The 18,767-nt window shown below is 33.5% G+C and carries 21 protein-coding genes and 1 pseudogene; 18 read left to right on the forward strand and 4 right to left on the reverse strand.

Going from position 1 to position 18,767, the window contains the following annotated elements:
- Positions 1–2 precede the first annotated feature (2 nt).
- Positions 3–212 (reverse strand): hypothetical protein, encoded by a 210-nt coding sequence (locus PTI45_RS15335; protein WP_069328480.1) that lies wholly within the window; start codon positions 210–212, stop codon positions 3–5.
- Between the two features lie 99 nt (positions 213–311).
- On the opposite strand from PTI45_RS15335, the gene PTI45_RS15340 reads away from it, so the two are divergent.
- The 6 genes from PTI45_RS15340 (at position 312) to PTI45_RS15360 (ending at position 3,280) form a co-directional block, all read left to right on the forward strand.
- Complete coding sequence (locus PTI45_RS15340) at positions 312–992, forward strand: hypothetical protein (RefSeq protein WP_069328481.1); 681 nt, start codon at positions 312–314, stop codon at positions 990–992.
- Positions 993–1,112: 120 nt separating this feature from the next.
- On the forward strand, positions 1,113–1,274 hold the full coding sequence (locus tag PTI45_RS24180; RefSeq protein ID WP_175425195.1) for a hypothetical protein: 162 nt from the start codon (positions 1,113–1,115) through the stop codon (positions 1,272–1,274).
- A 162-nt stretch (positions 1,275–1,436) separates the two neighbouring features.
- The gene (locus PTI45_RS24600) at positions 1,437–1,589 is read left to right on the forward strand and encodes a thioredoxin family protein (RefSeq protein WP_342672124.1); all 153 of its coding nucleotides are present in this window, start codon (positions 1,437–1,439) and stop codon (positions 1,587–1,589) included.
- Between the two features lie 238 nt (positions 1,590–1,827).
- Complete coding sequence (locus tag PTI45_RS15350) at positions 1,828–2,487, forward strand: ArsR/SmtB family transcription factor (protein WP_069328482.1); 660 nt, start codon at positions 1,828–1,830, stop codon at positions 2,485–2,487.
- A 15-nt stretch (positions 2,488–2,502) separates the two neighbouring features.
- Entirely contained in the window at positions 2,503–2,883 is a 381-nt protein-coding gene (locus PTI45_RS15355; protein WP_069328483.1) for a rhodanese-like domain-containing protein, read from the forward strand.
- A gap of 22 nt (positions 2,884–2,905) precedes the next feature.
- Positions 2,906–3,280: a thioredoxin family protein gene (locus PTI45_RS15360; protein ID WP_069328484.1), complete on the forward strand. Its 375-nt coding sequence runs from the start codon at positions 2,906–2,908 to the stop codon at positions 3,278–3,280.
- Here the strand turns inward: PTI45_RS15360 and PTI45_RS15365 are convergent.
- The gene (locus PTI45_RS15365; RefSeq protein ID WP_069328485.1) at positions 3,229–4,197 is read right to left on the reverse strand and encodes a LacI family DNA-binding transcriptional regulator; all 969 of its coding nucleotides are present in this window, start codon (positions 4,195–4,197) and stop codon (positions 3,229–3,231) included. The two genes, PTI45_RS15360 and PTI45_RS15365, sit on opposite strands and share 52 nt — an antisense overlap.
- A 159-nt stretch (positions 4,198–4,356) precedes the next feature.
- Here PTI45_RS15365 and PTI45_RS15370 point away from each other — a divergent pair, with 159 nt between their 5' ends.
- Positions 4,357–5,679 carry a 6-phospho-beta-glucosidase gene (locus PTI45_RS15370; protein WP_069328486.1) on the forward strand — a complete coding sequence of 441 codons (1,323 nt, stop codon included), beginning with the start codon at positions 4,357–4,359 and terminating at the stop codon, positions 5,677–5,679.
- A gap of 114 nt (positions 5,680–5,793) precedes the next feature.
- Here PTI45_RS15370 and PTI45_RS15375 read toward each other — a convergent pair whose 3' ends face one another.
- Positions 5,794–6,462, reverse strand: coding sequence for an ArsR/SmtB family transcription factor (locus tag PTI45_RS15375; RefSeq protein WP_069328487.1), 669 nt, complete (start codon positions 6,460–6,462; stop codon positions 5,794–5,796).
- A 293-nt stretch (positions 6,463–6,755) separates the two neighbouring features.
- Between PTI45_RS15375 and trxB the strand changes: the two genes are divergently transcribed.
- The 6 genes and pseudogenes from trxB (at position 6,756) to PTI45_RS15405 (ending at position 11,285) form a co-directional block, all read left to right on the forward strand.
- Positions 6,756–7,682, forward strand: coding sequence for a thioredoxin-disulfide reductase (trxB, locus tag PTI45_RS15380; RefSeq protein ID WP_069328488.1), 927 nt, complete (start codon positions 6,756–6,758; stop codon positions 7,680–7,682).
- 36 nt (positions 7,683–7,718) lie between these two features.
- Positions 7,719–8,060 (forward strand): thioredoxin family protein, encoded by a 342-nt coding sequence (locus tag PTI45_RS15385; protein ID WP_069328489.1) that lies wholly within the window; start codon positions 7,719–7,721, stop codon positions 8,058–8,060.
- A gap of 76 nt (positions 8,061–8,136) precedes the next feature.
- Positions 8,137–9,175 (forward strand): annotated as a pseudogene (locus PTI45_RS15390) (NADH:flavin oxidoreductase).
- 117 nt (positions 9,176–9,292) lie between these two features.
- Positions 9,293–9,952, forward strand: a complete 660-nt coding sequence (locus PTI45_RS15395; RefSeq protein WP_069328490.1) for a carboxymuconolactone decarboxylase family protein — start codon at positions 9,293–9,295, stop codon at positions 9,950–9,952.
- A gap of 23 nt (positions 9,953–9,975) precedes the next feature.
- Entirely contained in the window at positions 9,976–10,704 is a 729-nt protein-coding gene (locus tag PTI45_RS15400) for a DsbA family oxidoreductase (protein WP_069328491.1), read from the forward strand.
- Positions 10,705–10,769: 65 nt separating this feature from the next.
- The gene (locus tag PTI45_RS15405) at positions 10,770–11,285 is read left to right on the forward strand and encodes an OsmC family protein (protein ID WP_069328492.1); all 516 of its coding nucleotides are present in this window, start codon (positions 10,770–10,772) and stop codon (positions 11,283–11,285) included.
- 147 nt (positions 11,286–11,432) lie between these two features.
- Here the strand turns inward: PTI45_RS15405 and PTI45_RS15410 are convergent, their stop codons facing one another.
- Positions 11,433–11,780, reverse strand: a complete 348-nt coding sequence (locus PTI45_RS15410) for a helix-turn-helix domain-containing protein (protein ID WP_069328493.1) — start codon at positions 11,778–11,780, stop codon at positions 11,433–11,435.
- A gap of 547 nt (positions 11,781–12,327) precedes the next feature.
- Between PTI45_RS15410 and PTI45_RS15415 the strand changes: the two genes are divergently transcribed.
- The 5 genes from PTI45_RS15415 to PTI45_RS15435 all read left to right on the forward strand — a co-directional run bounded on the left by PTI45_RS15415 (position 12,328) and on the right by PTI45_RS15435 (position 18,626).
- Positions 12,328–12,792, forward strand: a complete 465-nt coding sequence (locus PTI45_RS15415; protein WP_069328494.1) for an adenine nucleotide alpha hydrolase family protein — start codon at positions 12,328–12,330, stop codon at positions 12,790–12,792.
- Positions 12,793–13,073: 281 nt separating this feature from the next.
- Entirely contained in the window at positions 13,074–13,877 is an 804-nt protein-coding gene (locus tag PTI45_RS15420) for a hypothetical protein (RefSeq protein WP_069328495.1), read from the forward strand.
- A gap of 245 nt (positions 13,878–14,122) precedes the next feature.
- On the forward strand, positions 14,123–15,283 hold the full coding sequence (locus PTI45_RS15425; RefSeq protein WP_069328496.1) for a beta clamp domain-containing protein: 1,161 nt from the start codon (positions 14,123–14,125) through the stop codon (positions 15,281–15,283).
- Between the two features lie 53 nt (positions 15,284–15,336).
- Positions 15,337–17,472: a DEAD/DEAH box helicase gene (locus PTI45_RS15430; protein ID WP_069328497.1), complete on the forward strand. Its 2,136-nt coding sequence runs from the start codon at positions 15,337–15,339 to the stop codon at positions 17,470–17,472.
- A 14-nt stretch (positions 17,473–17,486) separates the two neighbouring features.
- The gene (locus PTI45_RS15435) at positions 17,487–18,626 is read left to right on the forward strand and encodes a hypothetical protein (RefSeq protein WP_069328498.1); all 1,140 of its coding nucleotides are present in this window, start codon (positions 17,487–17,489) and stop codon (positions 18,624–18,626) included.
- Positions 18,627–18,767: the final 141 nt, after the last annotated feature.

Genomic DNA, 18,767 nt, shown 5'->3' on the forward strand with positions numbered 1-18,767 from the left:
TTTTAATGAAGAACTAATTTACAACAGAATAGATCTTCTTTCAGAAAACCAATTTTAAGAACAGTGTCATAGACCTGATCTATTTCTGGACCTTGTTGCCATCGGATAATAGATCTACCGGACTGATCAGTATGAAGCTTAAATTCTATATCAGGATAAGCAAAGAGTAATTCTTCATTTAATATTTTTATTTGACGATTTGAATGATCCATAAGTTCAACTCCTCAATATTTTTGCATATCGAAATAGTAACATGTATTTATCCAATTTGCATTCAGTGTAATTAATTTGATAGAAGTGGAGTGTTTGTTATGGAAGTAGTAGAAAAAGCTAGATTGGTATTACAGAAAATTTATACGATAAGTAAGAAGAAAGAACAGCCCCGTTTGTTTATTCAAAATTTGCCTTGCGAATCTGCAAAATTCAAACCAGGGGAACAATTATTTGTCCATGTGGATAAGGGGAATAAAGAGATTACCATCCAGAATAAGAATTTTAACCACGACTCTTTTATGGTTCATGTATCTTCTAGAAAAAATAAAACCAATGGTGAAGAGCGACCTCTGATTGATACTGCTATAGATTGTTATACATCTATCATAGCTATTGAAGACAAAGTTGAGTTACGTGTATATGTATATAACGACTATTCAAAAATTGTTGTTTCTCCGTTAAATTATGATATACGCAAAACAGAAACGGTTTATACTCCTCGCGATCAGCGATTTAAACTGCTGAGTCTTGCAGCTGGAGCAGGGATTGGAACAAGTCACTTTGTAGACACAGGAGCCTTTTCAAGTATGCAGGAAATTGAGTTAGAAACCGATTCCGCTGAAAACTTAAAGTACAAATTTCCGAATTCCTTAGTGACTCAAGCCGATATTCGAGATTGCAATTTAGTAGTGAAGTCAGATGTTGCACTGGTTACATTGCCTTGTAACAATCATACAAGCTTAGGTGATCGAAATCAGGATATGAATACCTCGATGTAAGTAATTTGAGTGCTTGGGTATTCCCGTCTGCATTTGGTAAAGATTCTTCAATGATGTGTTTGTGCCTTATGCTAGCATTATCTAAAATTGATAAGGATCTGCTTTTGAGACCGGTCTATATTGTATCTAGCGACACTGGACTTAAAATCGGGTGATTTCAGCGAATTGCATTTACATTATGAGTTGTCGGATGGAGCGGACTTGTCCAAGTATAAAGCAATTCAGATCAAGTGGAAAGATGGAAGTGGGCCTGTACAAGGTGAGACGGTTACAGCCAAGTAAAAATTATACAAAAAAACCTACGTCCTTTAAGATGCAGTTTTTTTGCATAGTTGTATAAGAAAAAATAGTCTGTACGTAATGGATAGGGTTGACAATAAACTATTTAAAATCTATAATTCAATTATTCAATCAATCAATTGATTTATAAAAGGGAAAATTATTATGGGAGCACTTTCTTTAACTAACCAAAATTTTAAAACAAATATCGATACAGGAGTAACATTAGTTGATTTTTGGGCACCATGGTGTCCACCTTGCCAAGTTCAACTTCCAATCATAGAAGATTTAGCTCAAGAATTAGAAGAAAAAGCATGATAGCGAAAGTTAATGTAGACGAGCAGATGGAAACTTAGTTGAGACTATGGTAGGCGTGAATCAAAAACAAGCGCTTAAAGAAAAAATTATAGTACTACTACAGTAAGATAAAATCATATTATTTATAAAATGTGAAGATAACAATGGATAAAATAATTTAGCTGTTTTTATATTTCATATATTTATCCATATATTATAAAATAAGTGATTTATAAATTAGAAAGAGAGGAGAATTATAATGAAAAATAACTGCTTTGAATCAGATATTAAACAACGTCTATATCAACAATTCGCTCGAATTGGAAAATCTTTATCCAGTGATAAAAGACTTGAAATCATAGATATTTTATCAAATGGACCTAAATCCGTTGACAACCTAGCAAAACAAACAGGTATGAGTGTGGCCAATGTGTCTCGTCACTTGAAGATTTTATTAGAAGCTAAGTTGGTTCGATTTCAGAAGAAAGGTACTTTTGTTATCTATAGTGTAAGTGATATATCGGTAACTCATTTTTTATCTTCTTTGTGGAATTTATGTGAAAATAGACTTGCTGATGTAAAAGTGATTAAAGATGAATTGAATGGACAATATGAAGAAGTTCAACATATTACAAAACAAGACTTAGTGATAAAAATGCAAAAAAATAATGTCATCCTTATCGATATTCGACCTATTGAAGAGTTTATAACTTCTCACATTAAAGGAGCTACTTCTGTTCCTTTGGAGCAGTTAGCTGATTATCTTCAAACATTAACCAAAGACGTAGAACTCGTTGCCTATTGTCGAGGTCCCTATTGTTCACTTGCTTCTCAAGCTGTTAATTATATGCAGGATCAGGGTTTTACAGCATATCGAATTGAAGAAGGCGTTAGAGAGTGGAATACTCATGTTTTGTAAAGTTGGATATAGATTATGAGATATGCTGTCGTGTTGATTTTTGTTCTAATATACTGGTGGATTCAGCATGTACGATTTCTTAATAGTGTAACGCTATTATCGGTAACATCAAATTCTGTCAAGATCCCTAGTACTACTAAATATCTGGATATCAGAGATTACACAGCTTTTGAGAAAGAGCATATCCCTGAATCGATTGGGATTTACTTAGGCAGATTACCATTTGTTTGGAGAAAAGCAAATTTGAATCCGAAAGATAGCATCCTAATATTGACAGATAACTATTTTAAAGGAAAAAAAGCAGTCCGTATTTTACGTAAACAAGGATTTCGTGATTTGTATCTAGTCGTGGGATCGGTTTCTGAACTTATGAAATGGAGTCAGAAAAATAAATAATCGAAAGAAAGAGGGAAGAGTTATGATCGATGTCAAAGAAATAAAATCTATTCATGAAATAGATCCTTTTATTGAGTATAATAGACTCAGCATGTTGTATATATCTCAAGATGATTGTAGTGTATGCTACGCAGTATATCCTAAATTAAAAGAGCTGCTTACTCATTATCCAAAAATTAAATTAGCTCATATCAATGCTAATCAAGTAGAAGCAGTTGCAGGCAAATTTTTGATCTTTACAGCACCAGTGATTATTTTATTTTATGATCAAAAGGAATATCTTCGTGAAGGAAGATTTGTTCAGTTTGAACAATTGAAAACCCAATTAGATCAATTATATAACGATTATGTGGATTTTCGTTCTACTAACTTGTACGTTAATGTGTTTAGCAAATGACTGGTATTGTTTAACTTATTTTGTAAAATGAAAAATGCATTTTCAGCCTGTTGATCTATTGGATAATTGATTGTTGTTAAATCAAGCAAATGGGCAACTTCTGTGTTATCAAACCCCAGTATTCCTACATCTCCTGGAATTGAAAATCCTAATCGTTTTAAAGAGGTCATCAGACCAGCAGCAACTTCATCGTTAGCACAAAAAATAGCATCTGGACGGTATTTTTGTGATAGCCACCATGTGGCTAATTCTTCCCCATCTTGTACTAACATTTTATCTTCAAAATGAGGAAATATATCTGTGATCAGATGGTAACGTTGAGCAAATTCAGAATAAGCACGAATACGTTCTTTAGTATTCAATCCTTGAGACATCGGATAGACGCTAAGAATTTTTCGATACCCTTTAGCATAAAGATGCTCAAGACCTACTTGATAGGCATGAAACTGATCCATAAAGACAGAAGGAAGATGTTCATTTTGTAGTCGTTGCCAAGTTACAATAGGACCATAGCGAGTATAAGACTCAATGACCTCCCAGGTGTTCGATCGTATCAAACAGGCGATACCATCTAGTTGCTTCCCTCTTAACATCTCCAATGCTAAAATTTCTTTTGCAGGATCTCCGTTTGTGATAAAAAGAGTAATATTAAATCTATTTTTTTCGGCTATAAGACTGAATGTACGAACAAATTGAATAATGATAGGACTAAATAGAGTGGTTATGATTCCAATCTGTCGAGTTTTTCCTTTTTTTAGTGAGATTGCATTGGCATTAGGAACATAATCAAGCTTTTTGATGATTTCTAATACTTTTTGTTTGGTTAGGGCGCTAACATAACCGCGTTTATTAATGACTCTAGACACAGTTGCAGTAGATACACCTGCTAAGCGAGCAATGTCTTGAATATTAGTCATCTCTGATCACTCCTTAAGAAAAAGCATATCATGTTTTCTAAGTCATCACAAAGAAGAACATGTAGAAATATAAATCTGATTTTTTATGCTTGACATGTAATGCATTACATAAACTACAGTACAAATATAGTTATCAATTCACTGTAGGAGGACAACCTAATGAAAAAAGGATTAAAAATCGTAACGATTGGTGGAGGTTCAAGTTACACTCCAGAATTAGTAGAAGGATTTATAAAACGACATCACGAACTTCCGATTAAAGAGTTATGGTTAGTGGATATTGAAGAAGGAAAAGAGAAACTAGAAATTGTAGGGGCTATGGCTCAGCGTATGGTCAAAGCAGCAGGAATTGAGTGTGAAGTTTATTTAACACTTGATCGTCAAAAAGCTTTGAAAGATGCAGATTTTGTAACGACACAACTAAGAGTGGGACATATGGAAGCGCGTATCAAAGATGAGATGATACCTATGAAATATGGATTGATTGGTCAAGAAACTAACGGGGCAGGAGGAATGCTGAAAGCTTTTCGAACTATTCCAGTCATTTTAGAAATTGTTGAAGAAATGAAATTATTTTGCCCCAAGGCATGGTTGATTAACTTTACTAATCCTGCAGGAATGGTTACAGAAGCTGTTCTTCGTTATGGCATGTGGGAGAAAGTCATCGGATTATGTAATGTACCTATTGTAGCTATAAAAAATGAGTCGGCATTACTTGAAAAAAAAGAAAGTGACTTATTTTTTAAATTTGCAGGTATAAATCATCTACATTGGCATAAGATTTATCAACATGATGGACAAAATATTACTAGACAAGCTATTAATAAATTATATGGGCCTGATGCAAAGCCAGAAAAAATAGTAGCTAATATTAAAAATATGCGTTTTCTACATGAACAACTTACTCAATTAGAAATGTTACCTTGCCCATATCATCGGTACTACTATATGACAGATGCTATGATTCAAGAAGAAATAGAAGAGGCACAGGGAGAAGGAACTCGTGGACAAGTGGTAAAACGTTTAGAAGAAAGTCTATTCGAATTATATAAAGATCCAAATCTAGATCATAAGCCTGTAGAACTGGAGAAAAGAGGAGGCGCTTATTATAGTGATGCTGCCTGTGAGATTATTAATTCCATTTACAATAATAAAGGAACTCAGATGGTTGTCAGTACACGTAATCAGGGAGCAATCAGCGACCTGCCTGCTGAAAGTGCGATTGAAATTACAAGTGTAATTACTGCTCACGGTGCAGAACCTATTCATTTTGGTTCTTTCCCTCCTGCTCAAAGAGGATTGTTACAGTTAATGAAGTCTATGGAAGAGTTGACGATTGAAGCAGCAGTTACAGGAGATTATGGAACAGCTTTACAAGCTTTTATATCCAATCCATTAGTCCAAAGTGGGGACTCAGCTAAAGCTTTATTAGATGAATTATTAGACGCGCATCGGGAGTATCTACCACAGTTCAATCGTTAAAAGCATATTAAATAAAAATGTAATTATTAATAGGAAGTTATTATATTAAAATACCAAAAAGAACTTCAAAGCCTATACTATGGCGGCGAAGTTCTTTTGGTTAGAAGTTAACTATTAATGTAAGTGGAAATGTTCTTGCCACTCATTGATGCCTTCTTCCATACGATAAGCTGTAAAGCCTTCAGATTGTAGCTTCTGCGTTGCAAGTGCAGAATACACACATAATGGTCCTCTACAGTAGGCAATAATTTCTGCATTTTGAGGAATTGCCTTGATCCATGTTTCTAACTCTTCCATCGGTATGGAAATAGCTCCTGCAATATGATCCATTTCGTATTCTTCTTTAGGACGTAAATCTACCAAAATGATCGATTCATTATTCAGTTTACTTTTAACTTCATCCATTGTAAGTGTCTGAACATCATCCATATTATTTAAAAAATCATCTTTAATTCTACTAATATCAGGAATTTGTTTTTCGCTAATTCGCCATAAAGAAGAAAGAAATTCAATGATTTCTGGATCAGCTAAAGAATAAATCACATATGTTCCTTTTTTAGTGAATTTAACTAGCTTCGCATCTAGTAGAACTTGAAGATGTCGGGAAACATTCGCCACATTCATATCGGTACATGTAGCTATTTTTTCTACGGTTCTAGACCCATTAGACAATAGATTTAAAATTTCGAGACGCTTATCACTAGATAAACATTTTCCAATTCGAGCCAATTGCTTATAAATATCTTCTTTAAATTCTTTAGCGGAATTAAGTATCTCTTCCATAAGGATCAACCTCTATTCTTCTTGTATTATAAACCGGAAATACGACGTTCAATCTATATTTAGAAATCAAAATAGGAATATTAGATATTCAATTGAATATTAAAATTTTACCACAAATAGGCTTATTGTAGTCAAGTTAAAAGATAATAGCATTCGAATATATACCCATTTTGATAAAGAACGACCAAATAGTATTGACGGATAAAAACTTCGATGTTATAATTCAATTATTCAATTGAATATTAAATAAATGAATGAATTATAATGACATACTAAAATGGGAGGGATAAAATATGTACAAATCTGTTATTGTCGGAACAGGCCCAGCAGGGTTAACCGCAGCGATCTATCTAGCTCGAGCCAATATGCAACCACTTGTTATTGAAGGGCTTGAACCCGGAGGACAGCTTACAACAACAACTGAAATCGAAAATTTTCCTGGATTTCCAGATGGAATTATGGGTCCGGAATTAATGGATAATATGCGTAAACAAGCAGAACGCTTCGGGGCTACTTTTCTAAATAGTTGGGTAAATAAAGTAGATTTAGCAAATCGACCATTTAGACTTGAGGTAGAAGGTAAAGGTGAAATTATTACCGAAACTCTTATTATTTCTACAGGTGCTAGTGCGAAGTATTTGGGAATACCTGGTGAAACTGAAAATGTAGGACGTGGTGTCAGTACTTGTGCCACTTGCGATGGATTTTTCTTCCGCAATAAAGAACTGGTTGTAGTAGGTGGAGGCGATACAGCATTAGAAGAAGCCATTTTTCTAACACGATTTGCTTCTAAAGTCACTCTGGTTCATCGCCGAGAAGAACTTAGAGCTTCCAAAATCATGCAAGATCGTGCTCGTTCTAATCCTAAAATTGAGTGGGCATTAAATAAAACGCCACTTGAGGTTGTTGCAGGAGAACATGGAGTTACAGGGTTGAAAGTGCTGAATAATACTTCTGGTGAAGAAGAAATATTAAGCGCCCATGGTGTCTTTGTAGCTATTGGGCATAATCCTAATACTGAATTTTTGGAGGGTCAAATTCCAACAGATGAAAATGGCTATATTATTACTGTACCGGGTACATCGATAACTTCTATTTCAGGAGTATTTGCTTGTGGAGATGTACAAGATACTCGTTATCGTCAAGCAATTACAGCAGCAGGAACAGGTGCTATGGCCGCTATGGATAGCGAAAAGTTTGTTGACTCTTTAGAACAATAATGCTAAAAAATCATTGATTATAAAGGAGAGATAGAAATGAAAAAAGTTAATTCCAAATCCGAATTTGATACAGCTATTCTTTCACCTAAACTAACGGTAGCTGTTTTTAAAGCAGACTGGTGTCCCGATTGCAAATTTATTGATCCATTTATGCCTGAAGTTGAGACTAAGTTTGCAAATGATCTTGAACTTATTGAAGTAGATGTAGAACAAGTTGGCACCGTCAGCGAAGAACAACATATTATGGGAATTCCAAGTTTTGTCGCTTATCATGAGGGCAAAGAGGTTACTCGATATGTAAATAAGCTTCGTAAATCACGCGAAGAGATTGAACAATTTTTGCAAAATGCTGTTGAAGCTGCTAATCAAAGTTCGTAAGGATTAAGATCGTATTGCTCTAAATAAAAATGATTATATGATAAAAATACGCATAGTGATAAAACTTAGAGGTTTTATGAATCATTCTAAATCTGTAGAAACCCTTTTTACCCCTTTTGAAATTGGAAATGTAAAACTAGCTAATCGTATTGTCATGTCACCTATGACTCGTAATTTTTCACCCAATGGAGTACCTGGTGAAGATGTTGCTGCTTATTATCGTTGTAGAGCTGAAAATGGTGTTGGGCTTATTATTACTGAAGGTACATTTGTCAATCATCCTGACGTTGTATCTAACCAAGAAAATGTACCCCATTTATACAGTGAAGAAGCGCTAGAGGGATGGTCAAAAGTTGTAGAAGGTGTTCACGAAGTTGAAGGTAAAATCTTCTCCCAAATTTGGCATATGGGTGCACGGAGTCATGTCAATGACTATTCTAAACAAGAGATTACCGAGTTGATTGAAGCTTTTGAACAGGCAGCTGTTAATGCTCAGAAAGTTGGTTTTGATGGTATTGAAATCATGGCGGCTCATGGATTTTTAATAGATCAATTTTTCTGGGATAAAACAAATGCTCGTACCGATGAATATGATGAATCGCACCCGTTTTGCTAGCGAAGATGTTGCAGCTTGTCGACGCGCTGTTGGACCTGATTTTCCAATTATATTGCGAATCTCACAATGGAAATATGATGCCTATACTGTAAAATTGGTAGAAGATCCGAAACAACTGGAGCAGTTCTTAGCACCATTGGTCGATGCAGGTGTTGATATTTTCCATGCCTCTATTCGCCGTTTCTGGGAGCCTGCTTTTGAAGGATCAGAATTAAATTTATCAGGATGGATTAAAAAAGTGACAGGTAAACCAACTATTACTGTGGGTTCTGTTGGACTTGATGCTGATTTCTTAGATTTCTTTGATAATGGTAAAAATGCAAATGGTAGAGCTACACGAATTGAAGCTTTAGTAGAAAGATTATAAGAACAAGAATTTGATCTAATTGCTGTTGGACGTGCATTGTTAGCTGATCCTGATTGGGTAAGTAAAATTCGCGATGGAAGAACAGACGAACTCCTCCCATTTACGCGTGAAGGATTAAATACATTATACTAATTGATCGTTTAATACATGTAAGAGGTATGCATGTACAAAGAAAGTTTATTTTTTTGTTTTATTATTCAATTATTCAATTGTTTATTATGTATAAATATAATTCTAGGAGTGTTTTAAATGAGTGATCAAACAAGTTTATTTACAAAATCAAATTTTAAACGTATTGGAGAATTTAATTCTATTTCTCCAGAAATATTTAAATCCTTTGTAACTTTTGAAAAATTAGCATTAGCTGAAGGTAAGCTATCAGCTAAATTCAAAGAAATCATTGCGATCGCTATCGCCCATATTACAGGATGCCCTTATTGTATTGAGGCTCATGTAAAACAAGCAAAAAAAAATGGTGTGTCCAAAGAAGAAATGGCAGAGTCTATCATGGTGGCTACTGCGCTTAAAGCCGGTTCAGCAATGGCTCATGGAGTTAACGCATTGAATGCTTATGATGGAAATAGTGATGATGAATTATATCGTGCCTCTTATATTCATCGTTTAGGTGAATTTACGCAACTAAGCGGAGATGCTTTTAAAGCTTTTAGTGCTTTTGATCAAAAAGCATTAAAAGCAGGTGTATTGAGTGCAAAAGAAAAAGAATTGATTGCTATTGCAGTTGCTCATACTACAGGCTGTCCATATTGCATCGATATTCATACCAAAGCAGCTAAAAAAGCAGCTGCAACAAAAGAAGAAGTAGCAGAATCAATCATGGTAGCTACTGCTTTAAAAGCAGGGTCGGCTCTCGCTCATGGTGTAAATGCTTTAGTCGCATTTGATGAGTAATAACATAGAGAAGAGGTAAAGAGATGAATATTGAAATCTGGTCTGATATTGCTTGTCCATTCTGTTATATTGGTAAGCAAAATCTAGAGAAAGCTTTAGGTCAATTTCCTCATCAAGATAAAATAAATATAGAATATAAAAGTTTTGAACTCGACCCAGCTGCTGTTTCTTATAATGGAACTAGCTTTGTAGATAAGTTAACTCCTAAGTTTGGTGGAAAAGAACAAGCGAAAGAGTTCTTAAATCATTTAACACAACAAGCGGAGAATGTGGGATTACATTTTCAATTGGATAATCTCAAATCAACTAATACATTGGATGCTCATCGCTTACTGAAATGGGCGAAAACAAAAGGTAAAGACTTGGTACTCAATGAAAAATTACTGATTGCACATTTCACTGAATCGCAAGATGTAGGCGATTATACTACTCTAGCTCAGATTGCAGAAACGGTTGGATTAAATAAAGAAGAAGCTCTTGAAGTATTAAATACAAAAGCTCTTTATGAAGATCAAGTTCGAAAAGATCAAGATGAAGCTCGTCGTGTTGGAATTAGTGGGGTACCATTTTTTATCTTTAATCAAAAATATGCGGTGTCAGGCGCACAACCAGCAGAGTCATTTTCTCAATTTTTAGAAAAAATTTGGGAAGAAGAATATCCAACCCCTAAGTTTGATATTCTTTCTGATACCGATGCTAGTGTAGGAGTATGTTCAGATGAAGGGTGCACTATTCCACCTAAACAGTCGTAAGGATCAGAACCTATTAAAATAAGATATCTTTTCAAAATAAAAATATAAATTAGGGAGTATTGAATATGAGTAAAATGAATGGTATTGATGTGAGTATGCTTGGGAACTTAGCAGACAAATTTAAGAAAAATCCTGAAGAGGCGATAACAAGTTTTGCTTCTACTGTGAAATGGAAAGATGGTTTTTATTCCGAAGCTGAAGTTGGCGAATATAAACCCGTACCTATTGATGAACCGGAATGGCTATCGGGTACAGGCAAAGGGCTTAATCCTGTAGAGCTACTATTAAGTGCATTGGGTGCTTGTGTAGGCGTTGGATTTATTGCAACAGCTAGTGGTCTAGGAATTAAAGTATATTCGTTAGAAGTTGATGTTACAGGCGCTATAGATTTAAATGTTTTTTTCGGCTTAAAAGAAGGAAATTCAGGCTTTGATGAAATTAATGTTCGTTTTCATGTTAAAAGTGATGCTGATCAAGTGCAAGTGGAAGAATTAATTGCAAAAGCTATAGAGATTTCTCCTGTAAGAAATACGATTGAAAGAAATGTTAAAGTTACATCTAGCTATACACTAAATAGTTAAAACAATAGAAATCGAATAAGTAATTTATTTTTTAGACAATAATTAAATGAAAAATTTGTAATATAACGTATCCATAAATAGGGTACTATGTCATCGACATGCTACCCTATTTATACTTTTATTTAGGGTGAAAGTATTCATAACAATTTAATTTTTGTCATTTTTCCATTCTATGATTTCGCTTAATATTTTAGTAATATGAGTTAACTCGTACATTTCTAAAGAAGAGAGGGGAAAATTAATTTTATCTAGTTCTTCGAGTTTTGAAGTGTCTTGGTCTTTGTGATTATATTCTAAAAGTTTATAAGGATCGATTTGAAGAGCTTCTGCAATTTTAGTTAAGGTTGCTAGTGTAATATTAATTTCATCGCTTTCAATTCTACCTAAATAAGATTGATCAATATCTAATATTTCACCTAATTCTTTTTGTGTAAATTTATTAAGTTTGCGATAGAATCGAACTTTATTACCTACTTCTAAATAGATATTAGACATATATACACCTCTATTTATGATTAAGCAAGTATAAAAGGTGAATGAAGTGTACTATAAGTCATAATTTAGCCTCTAAAGAACGAGCGGCTAATAAAAAGATATGCCCTTGCGGATGCAATCGTAGAAGTGGTAAATGTAATTTTAGGAAGAGTTTAGTTCAATTCAGAAGTATGGCTTCAAGAAAATACTATAAAATTCGATATGAAGAGCTAAAGCCGAATTATTGGTAAGCTAAATATATTGGTAGATACAAAAAGCATAGTAACTACTCTATGTATCTACTAATACATATTAAATAGAGTATCATTAGTTCTTCAATACATATGAGATTGTATAGAATTTATTATATATTCATCGTAGGGAGAATGTATGTTATCAATAATTATGACTATGTTATAAAAAAATTTAAGCTCAAATTAATCATTCTCATGTACTTTGAAAAATAACTAAGAATCTAATAGGAGTTTTTACAATTAATTATCACCAATTATGACACCGCAGAGAGAAGATAGAAAGGTCTCTAATCAAGCAATACAGTAGCATAGTAGTGTTTACTGGAGTACGTGTAGATGAGTCACAGAATAGAGCAAACAAACTTAAAAAGTATAGAGACAAGTCCTTCATTTTTTCAAAATATGATGATGCGGTAGGTAAAATAAAAAAGCGTTTTGAAAGTCAGCCGATCAAAAACATAAGTACTGATTTACTTTGGAGAACATTGATGAAGATTTGTGTATTTCCGTGGGGTACTAGATTTGGGGAACTATATTCTTTGTACAAAGACAGTGAAGAATGTCCAATGACTAAAAGTGATAAAGGAAAGTCGTGTGGCAGTAGTCGCTCAGGCTGTATTTTATGTCTGTATGTAGCCAAAGACCACATGTTAGAACACTTTAGTAACCAAGGGCAAAAATGGGTAGATCCAATTATAGAGCTTCGTAACCTAATGCAAGATATGCGTTATGATATAAGATTTAGAGAACCCATTCTAAAAAAAGAATTAAAGAGATAAGAAAGAATAAAAAGGATTTTAGTATTCAGTCCCAGCTTTTTGAAGATGCCAGTTTAATAGATGATTCTGTTTCGTTTGATGGGATAGGACTGGACTCCGAGCCAGTTAATGACGATTTAGCTGTAGCAAGTTTCACTTTAGCAGCAAGGATATTTCTTCTTAGAAATGTACTTTATTACCAACAATATCTAAATTAAATAAACCCTTACTAAAGCAGGTATTGAAATCGTTTCGCTTGAAGATATTGAAGAAATAAAAAGGATATGGAAACGAGAAATGTTATGGATAGAGAGTATGAAGTAAACACGAAGGAATCAACCCTTCCGAATCTTATGATTGACCCTAAATTTTATATGTATCATCAAAAAGGTGAATTAGATGAAAGACATTCTGTTACTAACTTTTCAATTCTGAATAGAACAGATGACTGCAATTGGAATAATATAAATTGCTTATTTTATATTCCGATTGATTTTACTGGAAATGAAGAAGAAATTTATGAATATATTCAGAAAAATAGAGTCAATAAAAAAATTGATATCCCATATTATTGGCAACCAATGTATACAGAGCATCAAGAATTTTGGAATATCGTTACTTTCATTGTATGTCGAAAAGGTATAACTACGTATAATCAAGCAAGAAAATTTGTTGATAATTTTCTGTATGAAGAGTACTCATTTGAAAGTAATAATGTTCTTAAATCTAATTATTATAAAGAGGCAATAGCAACAAATAAGATTCCATCAGCGCATATAACAATAGAAAATATCGAAAAAAAGATTCAAGAATTTTTTAAGGAATATGAAATAGGAAATGTAATATCGATAGGTTTAAGAACGTTAGTACAGAATGTTTTGTGGTCTGAGTATCTTTGGAGAAAAATCAGAGACTTAACAGATCCAGAAGGAGTTCGAATGTGGCTACTCAGTAAACATCTTCCTGCTGAAATAATACCAGAATCTATCAAATTTTTTGCAGATATAGATGACTATATTCTAAATTTAAATTATTTGAAAACACTCTATACAAAAGAAGATATTTTAAAAGCTTTTAATCTACTTGAAAAAGTAAAGTTAGGGTGAATTAACTGTGTTTTCTGACCCAACTTGATTTTTTTTAGTTTAGGAATTAAGATATGAATATATTAACTATTTATTTACCACTCCAAGCAGGCGCAGGGAGAATTTTATTCATAATAATCTTTTCACATATTCTATATAAATACGCCCTTATGGTGATTGTTGCTAATTTAGCTCATCACTATAAGGGCTTTTTTGCGTTCATTTTTATGGAATATGATGGAGATTAATCTAAGGAGGAAGTATATATGTTAACGATTTCTAGTGGAGTATTAAAAAATTTGGTTGAAATGTTGGTTAAGTCAGCAAGAAATTCTAGTAAAAAAGATAAAATGATCTATCTTAAAACAGACGGAGAATTTTTGAAGCTTTATTTTTATGGCGAAGAGCTTTCTGTGGAAAAAAAAGTATTGGCAGAGGTAGAGAAAGATTTTGAAATCGCAACTTCTATATCTGAATTAGATACCAAAATAAAAGCTTTGCCAGATGCTACTTTAGTTAGACTGATAAAAATGGAAAATGGGTTTTATATCAAGTGGGGAAATTTCTTTACATCTGAATTGATACTAGACATACTTCCAGAAACTGCTCCTATTTTAACAGTTCCAGAGCTCACAACCTCACTCAAATGGAATCCAGGTAAACTGAATGGATTGGTAAAATTATTAAAAGGTTTTGTAGCAGAGCCGTCTCTCGCTCAAGCAGATGCTTCGAAAGTAATATTATTAGGATTAAATTTTTCTAAAAATGAAAATGGAAAATTAATTGTCCATGCTACAAATAACTATAGATATGCTTCTATTACCTCAACAGAACTGGAATGGTTTGACGAAAATATAGTAATAGACATGCGTAGTCTTCTAGGAGTATGTAATGTCATTGCTAAAGATGCAGGTTTAGAAATTGGTCTGACAAAAGATCATTATGTTGTGTTTCGTTCCGGTTATACCACTGCTGTGTGTAAACCTCTAGTAGGCAATGTTCCAAAACTTTGCGATAAATATAAAACAGATACAGCGGCGAAATTGTTAATTGATCGATTTGAGTTAATCAAATTATGTGACAGAGTAAATCTGCTTGCACCTACATCCCCAATCCTCATTTTTGAAGAAACAGCTGGGAAAATCCATTGCATTGTACCAGGAATTCTTGATATGGATATTCGTTGTTCATATGACGGGGATCTACCAACGTTTGGAATGAGTGATAAACACGTAAAAGAAGCAGCTAATCTTTTAGGTTCATATAAAGATTCTGATGAAATCATTTTGTACATTGATTCCCCAAATGAACCTATATCATTTGGTGTTGAAGGTAAAGATGAAATAAAGGTTTTCGTTTGTACTCATCGCGTTCCGTATGTTATCGAAGCAAACAAAAAAAAGCAAGAAGCATTAGTAAAAAATTAGCATAATACTAAAGGAGGTGACTCCCCAGATGATTTCTTGTCTGGGGATTTTTTATGATTAAATTACTGAATAATACAAAAGGGTTAACTATTTCATCAGATGATATTCAAGAAAACTTGAATATCTCGGAAGCACTCGCTATAAATTTTATTCCAAAGCATACATTTACTTGGCACAATTTGCTGACTAGCCGAACACAACATTTAAAAGAAAAATTGGGGCTTCTCACTGATTGGAATGTGCCTATTGATGCGAATGAGTTAGTCAGAATGGATTCTATATTAAATAGTAAAACTAAAAAGTATCAAAAGAACTTAATTAAAATTAATGATTTGATGCATACGGGAGAATATAAAATTGCTCTTGAAAGAGTCAAAAGTATGTTTGGTAAACCTTTCAATGATGGTCGTTTTATGTTCCCATATCAGCTTGAAACTGCTGCAATCATGAATGTTAAAGACCGTTTGATTAATGCATTCGATCCAGGATTAGGCAAGACATTAACAACACTAATTGGTATAGCTTCTAATCCAAAGAACAAACTCAATTTGATCGTAACGATGCAGCGCAATATGAATGATTGGATCAGGGAACTCGAATATTTAGGATTTACTAAAGATAAAGACTATATCATTCTAACTAAACCTTGGGATATGAAAAAAGTAAACGGTATTAAATTTCATTTGGTTTCCTATGAGAAATGGAGTAATGAACGTATCCATTTTAGTGATAAACCTGTTCATCTTCAAGAAACGGATGAAGAAAAGAAGTGGGGAAGTCGCGATTTACCAGAAGATTGCCCTGTCTGTTCTTCAGAATGGAAGAAAGGAAATTATATTTGTAATAATGAACTGATTCACGTACATAATCACATCAAAGAAATTAGACGTTGTGATTTTAGTGTTATTTCTAAAAAAATCCCTTCTCTTTCTCAGTATTATGATAATCAATATGATAGTGCTGCAATAGATGAAGGTCATTATATTAAAAATGGAGACAGTCAAAGAACAAAGGCTATCTTGAGAATTAAGTCAAAACGAAAATATATTTTAACTGGAACGCCTGCTGAAAATGGAGTAGCCGATCTATACTGGCTTTTAGGTTGGGTAACCGGATTTTCTCCCGTTTTTGATGATTTATATTCAAGACAAAAAGATATAATTAAGCCTTATTCAGCAAGTGGAAAAGTCGGCTATGATAATTTCAAAGCACATTTCAGCATATCAGGAAAAAGAAAAGTGCTTGATTCAGATTCTATGACTTCGCAACTCGCTAATGAGAAAGACCTTTGGAATCTTTTGGATAGTATCATGGTACGCAAAAGAAAAACCGATCCAGATGTTGCTCCTCATATTAAAATACCAAAACCGAATGTTGTAAGACAACATATTGAGTTGTCTACAGATGAGCGACTCTTATATGATGAGCAATTAAGATTATTCAGTGAATGGTACCAAGGAGAATTGAAAAAGAAAGCTGATGCCATCCATGAAGGTACAACCTATAAAATCAGTAGTATCGCAATTACTGCTTGGATGGATAAACTACGGAAAGTAGCAAGTTGCCCCTGGATATTTGAAAACTACAATCCACGTAATAGTACAACTGCCAAAATACAATTTGCTGAAACTAAAATCAAAGAACTTTTAAAAGCTAATAAAAAGGTATTGATTTTTTCAGCACATATTCCAACTATTCAGTTTTTGAAAATCCACTTTGATAATATTATCGATGGAAAAAGAGCGGAATATATTGATGGTCAAGTGAATATGGAGTACAGATGGGACTTGATAAGAAGATTTCAAGACCCGAATGATCCATTAAGTGTGTTGATCTTGTCTCATAGAACCGGTGCAGAGAGTTATACACTTACTCAAGCAAAAGCTGTCTTTTTGTTTGATTTAGATTATAACGGCAAAAAAATTGAGCAGTGTTGGTCTAGGGCAGTGCGTTTAGGTCAAATAGATCCAGTGTTTATTTATTTTCTGTTGTCTAGAGATACGATTGATATCAATATGCATGCCTATATGTTATCAAATAATCAAACGGTGGATACTGCTATAAATCGAGCAGCAGAAAGTTTAAAAGTATTAGCTAGTCAGTTTGAAGGAGAGACAAAGCTGTCTGGCTTTGATCCAGAGACATTTGCTAAAGAAATGCTTAAAAGTGGTACCAAAAGACAGTTTTAAAGGAGATGTCTATTATGTATTTAAATTTTGATGAAGATACAAAAAAAGCACAATTGAAATGGACAGAAACTGAAAAAGGAAAACCGACAATCACGCATCAAATCAATAGAGAAGTTTATAAAATTCAATATAATCCTGTTCATATATATCATGTTGAACGCGTCCATTTTAAAGGTAAAGCACCGGGCTGGATTGCTAAATATGCAAAGACAAATAAATATATATTTGAAGAAGTCGCAACTGCAAATAAAGAAGGTTGGATTTTAATTGATAATTCTGAGATGAAAAATGAAATAAAAATAAATTCTATTCTGATAGAAAAAGCTTTGAGAAAATTGAGCGACCTTATTCATCCTTATTTTCAAAAAGAAAAGGATCAACTAGGTAATAACATAAATACTGCTATACGAAATTTGAAGAAGCGACCTAATTTATTAAAAGACTTAGGAGCATATTATGCACCAGAAAGAATCTATGGGATAGAATCCTCTCTATGGATATCTTATAATATTTTGCCGAAAAGAGCCCCTTATGAATCTGAAGATGATTTTCAATGCACGATCGAAAGTAATGTGCATATTCCGGAACTGATCCAAGAATTAATCTTTGAACATCCTGAAGATGAATTTGATGATAGTTTGAGTGAAGTTACAGATATAACAGCTGAAGAATCAGATCCAGAACCTGATGTATTAGTCACTGATATTGAAGAAGTTGAAGTGCCAATACTTTTAGTTTCTGATCGCTCAGAACAGACAGCAGATCCTTTAAATGACGAAGAAGTAGAAGTGCCGCAAATTTTGATTTCTGATCAAATAATACAAGTAACTACTTCTTTAGAGGATGAAGAGGTAGAAGCACCACAAATTTTGATGTCTAATCAAATAGTACAAGAAGCTTCCATTTTAGATAATGAAGAAGTTAAAGTCACATCACCATCTTTGAGTGAAGAAGATATTCAGAAAAAGGGGTTTCCTTCTCCTACAATTGCAACTGAAGAGGGACATTTTTCGGAAAATCCAATACCAGTAACTACAAACTCTTCTTCAGGGATAGTCAACAAAAGTATAGAATATTCTGATAGAAAGTTGATTCCTTCAAAGATTATTCATAAGAAAAGCGGAGCATATGAAGGGCAACTTTCATTTTTTTGATTACTTATCAGTTCATCTCTATGGTAAGCTGTATAACTTGCTGAGTTGATAAAAAATTGATATGATATAGCTATATTATTTAGTTTTATTTTCCCTGAGCCATGAGGCGTACAGGTTTCTCTTTTTCAAATATAGCTTACC

Origin of the sequence: Paenibacillus nuruki (assembly GCF_001721045.1) — a bacterium.
GTDB classification, from domain to species: domain Bacteria; phylum Bacillota; class Bacilli; order Paenibacillales; family Paenibacillaceae; genus Saccharibacillus; species Saccharibacillus nuruki.

Excerpts from the sequence above, each read along its gene's own strand:
- PTI45_RS15335 (WP_069328480.1), bottom strand. The coding sequence starts at position 212 with ATGGATCATTCAAATCGTCAAATAAAAATATTAAATGAAGAATTACTC.
- PTI45_RS15340 (WP_069328481.1), top strand. The coding sequence starts at position 312 with ATGGAAGTAGTAGAAAAAGCTAGATTGGTATTACAGAAAATTTATACG.
- PTI45_RS24600 (WP_342672124.1), top strand. The coding sequence starts at position 1,437 with ATGGGAGCACTTTCTTTAACTAACCAAAATTTTAAAACAAATATCGAT.
- PTI45_RS15350 (WP_069328482.1), top strand. The coding sequence starts at position 1,828 with ATGAAAAATAACTGCTTTGAATCAGATATTAAACAACGTCTATATCAA.
- PTI45_RS15355 (WP_069328483.1), top strand. The coding sequence starts at position 2,503 with ATGAGATATGCTGTCGTGTTGATTTTTGTTCTAATATACTGGTGGATT.
- PTI45_RS15360 (WP_069328484.1), top strand. The coding sequence starts at position 2,906 with ATGATCGATGTCAAAGAAATAAAATCTATTCATGAAATAGATCCTTTT.
- PTI45_RS15365 (WP_069328485.1), bottom strand. The coding sequence starts at position 4,197 with ATGACTAATATTCAAGACATTGCTCGCTTAGCAGGTGTATCTACTGCA.
- PTI45_RS15370 (WP_069328486.1), top strand. The coding sequence starts at position 4,357 with ATGAAAAAAGGATTAAAAATCGTAACGATTGGTGGAGGTTCAAGTTAC.
- PTI45_RS15375 (WP_069328487.1), bottom strand. The coding sequence starts at position 6,462 with ATGGAAGAGATACTTAATTCCGCTAAAGAATTTAAAGAAGATATTTAT.
- trxB (WP_069328488.1), top strand. The coding sequence starts at position 6,756 with ATGTACAAATCTGTTATTGTCGGAACAGGCCCAGCAGGGTTAACCGCA.
- PTI45_RS15385 (WP_069328489.1), top strand. The coding sequence starts at position 7,719 with ATGAAAAAAGTTAATTCCAAATCCGAATTTGATACAGCTATTCTTTCA.
- PTI45_RS15395 (WP_069328490.1), top strand. The coding sequence starts at position 9,293 with ATGAGTGATCAAACAAGTTTATTTACAAAATCAAATTTTAAACGTATT.
- PTI45_RS15400 (WP_069328491.1), top strand. The coding sequence starts at position 9,976 with ATGAATATTGAAATCTGGTCTGATATTGCTTGTCCATTCTGTTATATT.
- PTI45_RS15405 (WP_069328492.1), top strand. The coding sequence starts at position 10,770 with ATGAGTAAAATGAATGGTATTGATGTGAGTATGCTTGGGAACTTAGCA.
- PTI45_RS15410 (WP_069328493.1), bottom strand. The coding sequence starts at position 11,780 with ATGTCTAATATCTATTTAGAAGTAGGTAATAAAGTTCGATTCTATCGC.
- PTI45_RS15420 (WP_069328495.1), top strand. The coding sequence starts at position 13,074 with ATGGATAGAGAGTATGAAGTAAACACGAAGGAATCAACCCTTCCGAAT.
- PTI45_RS15425 (WP_069328496.1), top strand. The coding sequence starts at position 14,123 with ATGTTAACGATTTCTAGTGGAGTATTAAAAAATTTGGTTGAAATGTTG.
- PTI45_RS15430 (WP_069328497.1), top strand. The coding sequence starts at position 15,337 with ATGATTAAATTACTGAATAATACAAAAGGGTTAACTATTTCATCAGAT.
- PTI45_RS15435 (WP_069328498.1), top strand. The coding sequence starts at position 17,487 with ATGTATTTAAATTTTGATGAAGATACAAAAAAAGCACAATTGAAATGG.